The sequence below is a fragment of the Kribbella sp. NPDC020701 genome (assembly GCF_055562215.1).
This window is the reverse complement of record NZ_JBVHFT010000002.1, coordinates 638,808-650,270: the sequence shown is the minus strand read 5'-3', so window position 1 is coordinate 650,270 and position 11,463 is coordinate 638,808. Positions and strand designations below refer to the sequence as shown.

The 11,463-nt window shown below is 68.2% G+C and carries 13 protein-coding genes; 6 read left to right on the top strand and 7 right to left on the bottom strand.

Annotated elements, in window-relative coordinates; translation table 11 throughout:
* The first annotated feature begins 134 nt into the window (after window positions 1–134).
* The 3 genes from ACZ3HV_RS06660 (at window position 135) to ACZ3HV_RS06650 (ending at window position 2,319) form a co-directional block, all read left to right on the top strand.
* Window positions 135–965, top strand: a complete 831-nt coding sequence (locus ACZ3HV_RS06660; protein ID WP_465681599.1) for a DUF72 domain-containing protein — start codon at window positions 135–137, stop codon at window positions 963–965.
* Between the two features lie 101 nt (window positions 966–1,066).
* The gene (locus tag ACZ3HV_RS06655) at window positions 1,067–1,255 is read left to right on the top strand and encodes a hypothetical protein (protein ID WP_465681597.1); all 189 of its coding nucleotides are present in this window, start codon (window positions 1,067–1,069) and stop codon (window positions 1,253–1,255) included.
* Complete coding sequence (locus ACZ3HV_RS06650) at window positions 1,252–2,319, top strand: hypothetical protein (RefSeq protein ID WP_465681595.1); 1,068 nt, start codon at window positions 1,252–1,254, stop codon at window positions 2,317–2,319. The genes ACZ3HV_RS06655 and ACZ3HV_RS06650 overlap by 4 nt, the downstream gene beginning before the upstream one ends.
* Here the strand turns inward: ACZ3HV_RS06650 and ACZ3HV_RS06645 are convergent.
* From ACZ3HV_RS06645 to ACZ3HV_RS06635, 3 genes are all read right to left on the bottom strand, one after another.
* The gene (locus ACZ3HV_RS06645) at window positions 2,279–3,043 is read right to left on the bottom strand and encodes an ABC transporter permease (RefSeq protein ID WP_465681593.1); all 765 of its coding nucleotides are present in this window, start codon (window positions 3,041–3,043) and stop codon (window positions 2,279–2,281) included. The two genes, ACZ3HV_RS06650 and ACZ3HV_RS06645, sit on opposite strands and share 41 nt — an antisense overlap.
* A gap of 163 nt (window positions 3,044–3,206) precedes the next feature.
* Complete coding sequence (locus tag ACZ3HV_RS06640; protein ID WP_465681591.1) at window positions 3,207–4,085, bottom strand: ABC transporter permease; 879 nt, start codon at window positions 4,083–4,085, stop codon at window positions 3,207–3,209.
* Window positions 4,082–5,071 carry an ABC transporter ATP-binding protein gene (locus ACZ3HV_RS06635; protein ID WP_465681589.1) on the bottom strand — a complete coding sequence of 330 codons (990 nt, stop codon included), beginning with the start codon at window positions 5,069–5,071 and terminating at the stop codon, window positions 4,082–4,084. The genes ACZ3HV_RS06640 and ACZ3HV_RS06635 overlap by 4 nt, the downstream gene beginning before the upstream one ends.
* Window positions 5,072–5,192: 121 nt before the next feature.
* Here ACZ3HV_RS06635 and ACZ3HV_RS06630 point away from each other — a divergent pair, with 121 nt between their 5' ends.
* Window positions 5,193–6,380 (top strand): M20 metallopeptidase family protein, encoded by a 1,188-nt coding sequence (locus ACZ3HV_RS06630; RefSeq protein WP_465681587.1) that lies wholly within the window; start codon window positions 5,193–5,195, stop codon window positions 6,378–6,380.
* A gap of 57 nt (window positions 6,381–6,437) precedes the next feature.
* On the opposite strand, the gene ACZ3HV_RS06625 is transcribed toward ACZ3HV_RS06630, so the two are convergent.
* The gene (locus ACZ3HV_RS06625; RefSeq protein WP_465681585.1) at window positions 6,438–6,740 is read right to left on the bottom strand and encodes a hypothetical protein; all 303 of its coding nucleotides are present in this window, start codon (window positions 6,738–6,740) and stop codon (window positions 6,438–6,440) included.
* A gap of 89 nt (window positions 6,741–6,829) precedes the next feature.
* Window positions 6,830–8,275 carry a pre-peptidase C-terminal domain-containing protein gene (locus ACZ3HV_RS06620; RefSeq protein ID WP_465681583.1) on the bottom strand — a complete coding sequence of 482 codons (1,446 nt, stop codon included), beginning with the start codon at window positions 8,273–8,275 and terminating at the stop codon, window positions 6,830–6,832.
* Window positions 8,276–8,410: 135 nt separating this feature from the next.
* Between ACZ3HV_RS06620 and ACZ3HV_RS06615 the strand changes: the two genes are divergently transcribed.
* Window positions 8,411–8,869, top strand: coding sequence for a YciI family protein (locus tag ACZ3HV_RS06615; RefSeq protein WP_465681581.1), 459 nt, complete (start codon window positions 8,411–8,413; stop codon window positions 8,867–8,869).
* On the opposite strand, the gene ACZ3HV_RS06610 is transcribed toward ACZ3HV_RS06615, so the two are convergent.
* Together ACZ3HV_RS06610 and ACZ3HV_RS06605 are read right to left on the bottom strand one after the other, a co-directional pair.
* The gene (locus tag ACZ3HV_RS06610; protein ID WP_465681579.1) at window positions 8,851–9,957 is read right to left on the bottom strand and encodes a zinc-dependent alcohol dehydrogenase family protein; all 1,107 of its coding nucleotides are present in this window, start codon (window positions 9,955–9,957) and stop codon (window positions 8,851–8,853) included. The genes ACZ3HV_RS06615 and ACZ3HV_RS06610 overlap by 19 nt on opposite strands.
* Entirely contained in the window at window positions 9,954–10,370 is a 417-nt protein-coding gene (locus ACZ3HV_RS06605) for an acyl-CoA thioesterase (RefSeq protein ID WP_360363332.1), read from the bottom strand. The genes ACZ3HV_RS06610 and ACZ3HV_RS06605 overlap by 4 nt, the downstream gene beginning before the upstream one ends.
* Before the next feature lie 86 nt (window positions 10,371–10,456).
* Between ACZ3HV_RS06605 and ACZ3HV_RS06600 the strand changes: the two genes are divergently transcribed.
* Window positions 10,457–11,389, top strand: coding sequence for an acyl-ACP desaturase (locus ACZ3HV_RS06600; RefSeq protein WP_465681577.1), 933 nt, complete (start codon window positions 10,457–10,459; stop codon window positions 11,387–11,389).
* Window positions 11,390–11,463 lie beyond the last annotated feature (74 nt).

Below are 11,463 nucleotides of genomic sequence, written 5' to 3'. Positions count from 1 at the left end.
AGGGACAACAATTTTATTGGCGCGGCGGGGGGAAAGACCCCCGAGGGAAGAGGGGAAGCGGAGGACCCCTTCCCCCCCCCCCCCCCCCCCCCTTCCCCCCCCCCCCCCCCCCGGGGCTGTTTTAGATTGGGCCGATGCGACTGCATGTGGGGTGTGCGCAGTGGACCCACCCTGGCTGGCCGCAACCGTCCCGCTCGAGGTTGCAGTGGTACGCCTCGTGGTGCAACGCGGTCGAGAGCAACACCACCTTCTACGCGACACCGTCCCGCTCGACCGTCGAGAAGTGGGCCGGGCAGACGCCGACGGACTTCCGCTTCGTGGTGAAGCTGCCACAACTCATCAGCCACGAACGCCGCCTTTCGGGCGTCGAGGTTGAGCTGCGGGCTTTCCTGTCCGCGATCGAGCCGCTGGCCGAGCGCAACCATGCGCTGTGGATCCAGCTCCCGGCGTCCTTCGCGCCGACCGACCTCGGGACGCTCGCCGGGTTCCTGCACCACGCGCCGCGCGACTATCGGTACGCCGTCGAGGTCCGGCACCCGGCGTTCTTCGACGATGCCCGGTCGGCCGGTTTGCTCGAACAGGTCCTGGGCCGGATCGGCGCCGAGTGGATTCCGTTCGACACCGGCACGCTCTTCGAGCATCGCCCGACCAGCTATGCCGAACGCGACGCGTGGATGAAGAAGCCTCGCGTCGCCCGCCGCACGCGAGCGCTGACTGCGCATCCGATCGTCCGCTACATCGGCCGCGATTCCGTGGCTGAGACTGTCGACGGGTGGGGTTATCTGGTCGAGCTGGTCGTGAGCTGGCTGGCCGAGGGCCGCTCACCGACGATCTTTCTGCACACTCCCGACAATGTGGAGGCGCTGAACCTCGCCCGCCGGTTCCACGCCGAGGTCCGTGCACTCCTTCCCGGCGTCGAACCGCTGCCTGAGCCGGTCGAGGTTGAGCCGCCGACGTTGTTCTAGTTGTCCACAGGTTGGTTATCCACAGCTGAAAAGTTCGTCGCCGGGACTGGGGCGAATCTCCATATGTTCTCCGCCGAGACCACACCTCGGGAGGACTGACCATGGAGCACTTGAATTCGGCGGACGTGTCTTCGAGCGACTCGACGCGGGCGGAGCGGCAGGCTCGGGCCGACTGGCTCGTCAACGAACTGGCCCGGCGCGCGGCCTCGGCCGACGATCCCCAGGAGCAAGCACGACTGCGACGTACGGCGGACTCGCTCGTCCGCCTCGCGATCGCCTTCCGCTCATGACCGCCGAGCCACCGGCGTCGCTGGACGAACTGTTGGCCCGGAGCGGGCAGGTGGCGCTGGAGCTCTCTGGGGCGGGCCAGTCCGCGTGGAACGGTGAAGTGATCAAGACCGACGGCAGCATCCTCGGGCTCGCGCACTGGGACGGCACGCTGTATCTCGACCGCGAGTGCATCCTCGATCCCCTGCAACGGATGTACGAGCACTCCGGGGAGAAGCAGCCGGTCCAGACGCTCGTCAGCTACCGCGAATCGCTCGCCACCCTGTTGCACGAGCAGGCCCACTTCCTCGGTCCGGCCGGCTCGTCACAGGAGGCTGCGCAGGAGGCGTTCACCCAACCCGGCGCCCGCCAATTGGAGGAAGGTGTCGCGGAGGCCTGGGCACAGGACCACCTCGACGAGTACCTGACCCGCCTCGGCATCGACAAAGTTGCCCCAGGCATCAAAGACGTCCAGGCCGGTGGGTACTACGCCGCCTTTGTCCCCGCCGTCCGGCGGCTCACCACCGACCTCGAGGACCGCAACGACCTCGATCCCGGCCAGGTCCTCAATGCCCTGAACCGCGAAACTGCCGCCGGCCAGTTTCCTCTCCTGGTCAGCGTCGTCTACAACTCCACCCGCCTACCCGACCTGGAGCCCAGCGGCGCCGATACCCGCCACCGCCTCGAAGCCATCCTCCGCAGCGGCCTGGCCCACCTGGACTCCTTCGACCTCCACCCACCCGGCTATGCCGCCGCCAAGTCCCACTCCACCGCCGGCCAAGTCCTGGACCACCTCCACCACGAGGTCCACTCCGCCGAGTCCTCGTACCACTCGCACGCCAGCGCCTGTGCCCTCCCACCACCTTCGCCTGACCAAACCACCGCGCAGGTCGCCACCCACCTCAGCCCGCGAGACCCCGCCAACGCAGAGGCTCGCCTGGCCCCGCATCCACTGCAGACGGCTTTGGCCGGGGTTTCGCCACCCACACACAAACCCATCGGAACGCCTGCAACTGCTGCGCCACGGCGGTCCGGCAGGCTCTCGATCAACTCCCGGGACTGGTGTAGTAGCGCATCATCCTGGTGAAGAACAGATAGCCCAGCACGAACCACACCAGTCCGACCAGCGGCGAGCAATAACTCAGCCACAGCGGCAACGGCGTCTCGTCGGCGCGGTCCAGGAGAACGGTCGCTGGGAGGAAGGCAATGAAAGCCATCGGGAAGAGGAAGGTGAGTGAATACAGACCCCATCGCCCGAAGATCGTCAGCGGGTAGCCGGAGAACTGAGTGATGGTGTTGTCGGCGAAGATTCGCAATGAGCTCGTCGACGTCATGATGAACGACAGGCCGCACAGCGTGGTCTGGATGCCTGCCTCGACCAGCCCGCCGGCGATGACCGCCGCCACGAGGAAGACCACCTTGCCCGGGCTCCAGTCGATGGGCGCCGAGATCGAGAAGATGACCAGGGCAGCGAAGCCGAGCAGTGCATCGCCCAGCGCCATGAGCGGGAAGTGGCGGGTGATGAGCTGGATGAACGGGTTGACCGGACGGAGCAGGTAGCGGTCGAAGTCGCCCTCTTGCACGGCCACATCGGTGTGCAGGAGGGCGCCGAACGGGACGACGTAGAACGAGTGTGCCGCCAGGCGGACCGCGAAGACGAAGGCCACCTCGGTGAAGTCCCAACCGGCAATCACCTTGAACTTGGCCAGCAGGACTCCGAGGAACAACAACTGGATCCCCTGCAGCGTGACGCCACCCAGGATGACGGTCAGGAAGTTGGAGCGGTACTGCAACTGGGCTCGCCACGCCATTCGCAGAAGCAGCCGGTAGTGCCGGAGACCGTCCGCGAACTGTCCCCGGGTCCGCGGGGCGCGCGAGACGCCCGCAGCCGTTCTGTTCGCGTCGGCCGTTCTGCTCGCGTCACCGCTCCCCTTCGCGTCAGCGCTCTCCCTCGCCTCAGCCCTCCTGTTCGCGTCAGCCACCCTGGACCACCACCCGCGGGAGGGCTCGGCTCCAGACCAAACGCAGCAGGCCGATCACGATGACGATCCAGGACGCCTGTACTCCGATGGCGACAGCTAGATCGATTCCGGCGAGCTTGCCGGAGTAGATGCTCAGGGGTGTGAACGTCTGGGCCTGGAACGGGAGCCACCGGAGGATGTCCGCGAGCCAGGAAGGCATGAACCACAAGGGGATGAGCGCGCCGGAGAAGAACGCCGAGCCGATGCGGTAGACCATCATCGGCCCGCCGATCTCCATCGTCCAGAACGCCACCATCGACACGGTCAGGTTGAGCAGCAGGGCAATGGTCACAGCCAGAGCGGTCGAGCACAGCCAGGCAAGGAGGTAGCCGACATTCGGCGGGGGCAGTATGGCACCGAGGAGCAGCGCCCAGATCACTCCGGCCGCCCCGATCGGCAGTCGCGCCAGCATGGTGCCCGCGTTCCGCGCCAGGGTGGTGGCGATCAGACCGTGCGGCCGGATCAGGTCGACGCCGATCTGTCCCTGCCGGATGCGTTGCGGGATGGATGAAAAGTTCCACGGCATGACGATTGTCTGGAAGCAGGCGGCGAGGATCGCGTAGCTGATCATCTGGTTCCGGCTGACACCGGAGACTTGGTCGGCGTCGCCGTACACCCTGTCCCAGACGATCATCACCAGCGTCACCTGGACGAGCATCGAGGCGATACCGAGCAGCAGGTCGCCGCGATAGACCAGCACCGACCGGGCACCGACGCGGACGAGGCCCCACAGACCCGACAAGTGTGGGCGCCCCGGTGCCGACAAGTGGGCGAACCGATCACCGGTGTCCACGTGGTCGCCGGGGTGTCCCGATCCGATGGGCGACGTCATCCGGCACCTTCGCCGTAGAGCCGGTGAATGACGTCCTCGAGGTCGGGCTCGCGAACGGTCAGGTCCACGATCCCGTGCGCCGAGGTGACCTCGCTGATCAGCTTGGGGCTCGGGATCTCTGCCGGGTCGAAGCGCAGCAGGGCCCGCCCTTGATCGTCGATACGGGTCTGGGCCAAGGGCATCCTGATGGTGGACGGATCGACGCCGGCCGCGGGCGTGACGACCAGGTCTCGATAGGGGACGTAACGCGCCTTCAGGGTGTCCAGATCGCCGTCGTAGAGCACCCGCCCAGAGTCGATGATGATGATCCGGCGGCAGAGCTGCTCCACATCGTCCATGTCGTGGGTCGTCAGCATGATCGTCGTACCGGAACTGGTGTTGCTCTCGGCCACGAACTCACGGATCCTCGCCTTGGCCACAACGTCGAGCCCGACCGTGGGCTCGTCCAGGTAGACGATCGGCGGGGCGTGCAGCATCGCGGCGACCAGATCGCCGCGCATTCGCTGCCCCAGGGACAGTGAGCGGACCGGCGTATCGATGAACTCGTCCAGGCCGAGCATCTCGGTGAACGTGCCCATCCGCTGGAGGTAGGTCGCGGCATCGATCTCATACAGGTCTCGGAGGGCCTCGAACGAGTCCCGCAGCGGCAGGTCGTACCAGAGCTGGGTGCGCTGCCCGAAGACCACACCGATGTTGCGCGAGCTGGACCGCCGGTCCTGCCACGGCACCTGCCCGGCGACCACCAGCCGCCCGGAGGTGGGGACCAGGATGCCGGTCAGCATCTTGATCGTGGTCGACTTCCCCGCGCCGTTCGGACCGAGGTAGCCGACCAGCTCGCCCGGCTCGATGTCGAAGGACAGGCCGTCGACGGCTCTGGTCACGGTCCGCTCGGTCGTGAACAGGGACCGAAGGCCGGCGAAACGACCTCGCTGCACGGCAGGGCGGGAGAACTCCTTGACGAGGTCCTGCACCTGAATCATCACCATTTCGCCCCATCCTGCCGCACGGCCGGTCGACCGCGCAGACCTTTTCGCGCGTCCGCTCACCGCGTGGCCCGCGGCTGGTGCGGGTACGGTGACGGCGGGATCGTCGATCGAGGGAGTTGTCGTGGAGCTGGTCGCGGAGGGTGCGGGGATTGCGCCTGGGTTGGTGACGTTGCGGCGGGAGTTGCATCAGATTCCCGAGGTGGGACTGCAGTTGCCGAAGACGCAGGCGATGGTGCTCGACGCGCTCGCGGGGCTGCCGTTGGAGATCAGTACGGGCAAGGAGCTGACCTCGGTGGTCGGCGTGCTGCGGGGCGGGCAGCCGGGGCCGACGGTGTTGCTGCGAGGTGACATGGACGCCCTGCCGGTGGTCGAGGAGACCGCACTCGAGTACGCGTCCGAGAACGGCAACATGCATGCCTGCGGCCACGACCTGCACACCGCCGGGCTGGTGGGTGCGGCGCAGTTGCTGAGCGCGCATCGCGAGGAGCTGCACGGGAACGTGCTGTTCATGTTCCAGCCGGGCGAGGAAGGTCTGGGCGGCGCCGGGTACATGCTCCGGGAAGGTCTGCTGGCGGCGACGGGTGACAAGCCGGTCGCGGCGTACGCGGTCCATGTCTGGTCGCAGGAGGCCAAGGGGATCTTCCAGACGCGGCCCGGAACGATCATGGCCGGCTCGAACCAGCTGCACATCACGGTTCATGGGAAGGGCGGGCACGGCTCGTCGCCGGACAGGACGATCGATCCGGTGCCGGTGGTGGCCGAGCTCGTACTGGCGTTGCAGACGTACGCGACCCGGCGGGTCGACGTGTTCGACCCGGTGGTGATCACCGTGACGCAACTCGAGGCCGGGATCGCGATCAATGTCATCCCGAACACGGCGCGGCTCGGTGCGACCGTGCGTACGCTCTCGAACGAGACGTTCGAGCAACTGTCTCGCGAGCTGCCGGCGTTGGCGGAGAAGATCGCGGCGGCGCACGGGTGCACGGTCGACGCGACATTCGCCAAGCAGTATCCGGTGACCGTCAACGACGCCGGGCGTACGGCGGAGACCTCGAGCGTGCTGCAGCAACTGTTCGGCGTGGATCGGGCGCAACCGCTGGACAACCCGTTGATGGGGTCCGAGGACTTCTCGATGGTGCTGGCCGAGGTGCCCGGGACGTTCATCATGCTGGGCGCGCGGCCCGACGATGTCGACGCGGACGACGCGCCGTCGAACCACTCGAGCGTGGTCCGCTTCGACGACGCAGTACTCGGCGACGAGGCCGCGGCCCTGGCTCAGTTGGCAACGACTCACCTGATCCCCGCCTGACCGACGCGCTGGGGCCTGTGGCTGGCCGGCCCGCCAGAGACCGGCCAGCCACAGGGTTCAGGAGGGCGAAATGCCAAGGGTGTAGGCGCCGCGGCTGCCGTACGTCGAGTAGCCGGTGTTGAGCGGGTCGCCGCAGCCCACGTTGTCGATCCGCAGGTAGTACCTACCCGGCTGCAGTGTGCTGCTAACACTCGCTCCGAGGCCCGTCGGCGTACCCGCGTCGCTCCGGCCGGACACCGGATCGGCCGAGGCAACGCCCGCGCCGGAGCTGTCCAGCAGGTCCAGCTTGATGTCGAGGTTGCCGCCGGACGCGGCCTCGGCCAGAGTCTTCGCCCCGGTGCCCACACCCTTCGTGAACACGAGCGCCGGCGGTATCCCCCAAAATGCCCGGGGCCGTCGATCTCGGTGGGAACGACGGCCCCGGGCAGCTCAGGTGTGGCGGGGAAACCTCAGCCGGCGGTGACGCGGACCGTGTAGGCGCCGCGGCTGCCGTACGTCGAGTAGCCGGTGTTCAGCGGGTTGCCGTAGCCGGTGTTCTCGACGCGCAGGTAGTAGCGGCCGGCGGCGACCTGGCGGCTGATGCTCGCGCTCAGGCCGGTCGGTGTGGCGGAGTTCGTCTGCCCGGCGGCCGGGTCGGCAGTGGCGACGACGGTGCCGGCCGAGTTCAGCAACTGGAGCTTGATGTCCAGGTCCGCGCCGGACGCGGCGGACGACGCCGCGAAGGTGAAGGTGCCGGCCGACACGTCGATCCGGAACGTGTCGACATCGGAGTCGTTGGCGTAGATGCCCTTCACGCTGGTGCCGACGGTGAGCGCGGTGGCGTCGGTCGTGCCGTTGCCGTGGTCATCGGCCCGCAGCGCCAGGCCGTTCTGGCCGATCACCGCGAAGTCGTCTTCCTTGTTGTTGGCACCGGAGTACTCGCCCTTGCTCCACTGGCTGATCGCCTTGGAGTAGCCGACACCCATGATCGGGGCCCACGCGCCGTGACCCGCGTAGTACCCGACGGACGCCGTACCGTCGTGGCTCAGTCCGACGTTGTGACCGGCCTCGTGGGACGCGGCCTCGGCGATGTTCTTCGCGCCGGTGCCAACGCCCTTCGTGAAGACGAGGGCCGGTTGGTAGTACGAGTGCTGGCTGGTGTTGTCGTACACGCCGACGTACGCGACCCCGCCGCAGCCACAGCCGGACTGGTACCAGGTGGTCGGGTCGATCAGGACGCGAGTGCCGTACTGCTGGTCGGACGAACCGGACCGGGTGATGGCCGCGGCCGCCGGCTCCTGCGTGGTCACATCCACGTCGAACGGCGCGTAGTCCTCGGCCACCCGGGCCCAGACATCGCGTACGACGTCCTGCTCGGCGGTGCTCCAGTTGTTCGTGTTCCCGTCGGTGTCGTACGCCGTGACGTTCACGGTGGCCGGTTTGCCGTTCGTGTTCCACGCCGTACCCGAGATCGTGTGGCCGTCGAAGTCGAGGTAGATCACCCGGTTGGATCCGGGCTTGCTGTGCAGCTCGAAGGCCGGCCCGGTGGCGGCCGCGACGGCACGGGTGGCCCAGCGCGGGGACGGTGCGGCGGCGGCCTGCCGGGAGGCGGCGCCGGCGACCGGCTCGCGGTAGAAGAGCTTGCCGTCGCGGTCCAGCCAGCTGGTCTTGTCGGTGGCCAGGATCCGCTCCAGCTGGGCGGCCGGCATCCCGTTGCGGCCGGACAACTCGGCGAGTCGGGACTGGACCCTCCCGAGGGCGGTCTTACCCTGCAGCTCCTGTCCTAGCAGTTGGTCGATCGGGGTCGGGGCGGATTGCTGGGCGTCGGCCTGGTTTCCGGCCACTACGGCCAGGGCACCGAAGACGACTGCGCCGGCGCCGACGAGGGCGCCGATGCGGCGGGGGCGGGTTTGCATCGCGGGGGTCCTCCTCAGGGACTCCGTACTGCCTCACATCTCGTGCGCGGGCACGCACTTTCCGTAGCCTGCCCGACCGGCCCTCGCGCTGTATAGATTCAGCTCGGGATTTAACGCCTACTTGCGGAGGTTCCGATGCGCTTCATGATGGTGTTCAAGGCCAGCGAGGAATCCGAGGCCGGAGCGATGCCGAGTGAGAAGAGCCTGACCGAGATGGGTCTGGTGATGGCCGAAATGGCCGAGAAGGGCGTCCTGCTGGCCGGCGACGGGCTGCTGCCCAGCTCGCACGGCGTCCGGCTCCAGCTGGACGGCGGCAAGCGCCGGGTGGTCGACGGCCCGTTCGCTGAAACCAAGGAGCTGATCGCCGGGTTCTGCCTGATCGAGGTGGCCTCCCGCGAGGAGGCACTCGAGTGGGGCTGGCGCTGCATGGCCGCCGACGAGGGCCCAGCGGGCACCGGTCGGGGCACCGGACTGGAGATCCGGCAGGTCGCGACCCCGGGCGACTTCGGCGCCGAGTTCACGCCAGAGGCGCGGGCCCGCAACGAGCAGACCTTCCACCAGGCCGCCGAGAACCTTCAGAACAGCAACACCTGACGGATCAACGTGCCGGCGGCCAGGTCGTCGAAGGCCGGGTTGAGGTCGTCGAGACCGACAGTCGCGGTGAGCAGCCGGTCGACCGGGAGCCGGCCGGCCCGGTACAGCGCGATGTATCGCGGGATGTCCCGCGAAGGCACCGACGAGCCGAGATACGACCCCTTCACCGTGCGCTCCTCGGCGACCAGGCTGACCGCGGGCACGCTGAACGACTGCGACGGATGTGGCAGCCCAACCGTGATCGTCGTCCCGCCTCGACGCGTGGCGGCGTACGCCTGCTCGAGCACCTGCGCACTCCCGACCGTTTCGAAGGCGTAGTCCGCTCCGCCCGCAGTTGCCGCCCGTACCTCCTCGACCGCTGAAGGATCCCGGGCGTCGACAACGACGGAAGCGCCCAGGGACCGGGCCAGCGCGAGCTTCTCCGGTACGACGTCAACCGCGACGACCGGATACGCGCCGACCAGCACCGCACCGAGCAGCGCTGACAAACCGACGCCGCCCAGGCCGAACACGACGGCACTCCGGCCCGCTCTGACCTGCGCGGTGTTCACGACCGCGCCGACCCCGGTCATCACCGCGCAGCCGAAGAGCGCCGCGATCTCTGGTGGGAGCGACGGATCGATCTTGACCGCCGAACGCGCGGACAGAACGGCATGATCCGCGAACCCGGACACCCCCAGGTGGTGGTGGAAGCCGTTCAGTCTTCGGGTGCCGCCGAGGAGGGTGCCGGCGGTGTTTGCGGCGGCGCCTGCCTCGCAGAGGGCGGCTCGGCCTTCGGCGCAGGGGCCGCAGGCCCCGCAGGCGGGGACGAAGGCGCAGGCGACCACGTCACCCGGCACGAACCCGGGCGCCGCCGACTCGAGCACCTCGCCAGTGGCCTCGTGGCCGAGGAGCATCGGCATTACGCGCGGGCGGGAGCCGTCGATCACGGACAGATCTGAGTGGCACAGGCCGGCCGCGCGGATCCGGACCAGCAGCTCCCCCGGACCGGGCGGGGCCAGCTCGACCTCTTCCACGCGCAGTGGCCGCGTCTCGGCGTACGGGCGGGGCAGGCCCATCTCCCGCAGTACGGCGCCGCGCACGATCATCCGGTGATCCCTTCGAGTGCGATGCGGATCCGGTCCGGGACCGGCACCGGGCGGCGGTCCTCCCGGCCGACGAACACGTGCACGAACCGCCCGGTCGCGGCCGGCTCGTCCGAACCCTCACGGAACAGGCCGATCTCGTACCGCACGCTGGAGTTACCCAGCTGCCCGGCTCGCAACCCGGCGTCGACCACGCCCGGGAACTCCAGGGACTGCTTGAAGGTGCACTGTGAGTCCACACACAGTCCGATCACCTCGCCGCCGTGGATGTCGAGCCCGCCCTGCCGGATCAGGAAGTCGTTGATCACGGTGTCGAAGAAGCTGTAGTACTCGACGTTGTTCACGTGCCCGTAGACGTCGTTGTCCTTCCACCGCAGCGTGATCGCCAGGAAGTGCGGGAAGGCGCTCCGATCCATTGCCCAACCATAGAAGGGTCTACAACCTACGGTTGCGTAACTTACGGTGCCGTAGGGTGGGGGAACTGCCGACGAAGGAGACCCTGGTGGACGACAAGCTGGTGACCAACCTGCTGCACGAGCTGGAACCCGTCGTGGAGCAGAATCTCGAGCGCCACCTGGCCATCACCAAGGACTGGAACCCGCACGACTACGTGCCCTGGAGCGAGGGTCGCGACTTCGCCTTCCTCGGCGGCGAGGACTGGGCGCCGGAGCAGTCCCGGCTGGACCCGGTCGCCAAGGTCGCGATGATCACCAACCTGCTGACCGAGGACAACCTGCCCTCGTACCACCGGGAGATCGCGACCCAGTTCGGCCTCGACGGCGCGTGGGGTACCTGGGTCGGCCGCTGGACCGCCGAGGAGGGCCGGCACGGGATCGCGCTGCGCGACTACCTCGTGGTCACTCGCGGCGTCGACCCGGTCGAGCTCGAGGTGGCCCGGATGGCGCACATGACGGCCGGTCACGAGGTCGACAAGAACATGCTCGAGGCGATCGCCTACGTCAGCTTCCAGGAGCTGGCCACCCGGGTCTCGCACCGCAACACCGGCAAGGCCACCGGCTGCGAGATCGCGGACCAGCTGCTGGCCCGGATCGCTACCGACGAGAACCTGCACATGATCTTCTACCGGAACCTGGTCGCCGCGGCGTTCGAGACGGCGCCGAACGAGACCATGCGAGCGGTCACCAACGAGGTGACGGACTTCTCGATGCCGGGCGCCACGATGGACGGGTTCGCCCGCAACTCGGTGACGATCGCCAAGGCCGGCATCTACGACCTGCGCCTGCACCATGACGAGGTGGTCGCGCCGATCCTGCGGATGTGGAAGGTCTTCGACCGCGAGGACCTCAGCGGCGACGGCGCCAAGGCTCGTGACGAGCTCGCCGAGTTCATGGCCGGCCTGGACGCCCAGGCCACCCGGTTCGTCGAGCAACGCGACCGCCTCCGCGCCCGCCAGGCCGCCCGCGCGACGGCGTGAGGCAGCAAGGCGACGGCGTAAGGCAGCAAGCCGGCTGACGACCTGCTCGTTGTCCATGCTGTACCTCGACAGGC

What these genes read in the sequence shown, in the direction of transcription:
- ACZ3HV_RS06605 (WP_360363332.1), bottom strand. Translation starts at nt 10,370, where the DNA reads ATGGATCGGAGCGCCTTCCCGCACTTCCTGGCGATCACGCTGCGGTGG.
- ACZ3HV_RS06660 (WP_465681599.1), top strand. Translation starts at nt 135, where the DNA reads ATGCGACTGCATGTGGGGTGTGCGCAGTGGACCCACCCTGGCTGGCCG.
- ACZ3HV_RS06635 (WP_465681589.1), bottom strand. Translation starts at nt 5,071, where the DNA reads ATGGTGATGATTCAGGTGCAGGACCTCGTCAAGGAGTTCTCCCGCCCT.
- ACZ3HV_RS06615 (WP_465681581.1), top strand. Translation starts at nt 8,411, where the DNA reads ATGCGCTTCATGATGGTGTTCAAGGCCAGCGAGGAATCCGAGGCCGGA.
- ACZ3HV_RS06620 (WP_465681583.1), bottom strand. Translation starts at nt 8,275, where the DNA reads ATGCAAACCCGCCCCCGCCGCATCGGCGCCCTCGTCGGCGCCGGCGCA.
- ACZ3HV_RS06610 (WP_465681579.1), bottom strand. Translation starts at nt 9,957, where the DNA reads ATGATCGTGCGCGGCGCCGTACTGCGGGAGATGGGCCTGCCCCGCCCG.
- ACZ3HV_RS06655 (WP_465681597.1), top strand. Translation starts at nt 1,067, where the DNA reads ATGGAGCACTTGAATTCGGCGGACGTGTCTTCGAGCGACTCGACGCGG.
- ACZ3HV_RS06650 (WP_465681595.1), top strand. Translation starts at nt 1,252, where the DNA reads ATGACCGCCGAGCCACCGGCGTCGCTGGACGAACTGTTGGCCCGGAGC.
- ACZ3HV_RS06645 (WP_465681593.1), bottom strand. Translation starts at nt 3,043, where the DNA reads ATGGCGTGGCGAGCCCAGTTGCAGTACCGCTCCAACTTCCTGACCGTC.
- ACZ3HV_RS06640 (WP_465681591.1), bottom strand. Translation starts at nt 4,085, where the DNA reads ATGACGTCGCCCATCGGATCGGGACACCCCGGCGACCACGTGGACACC.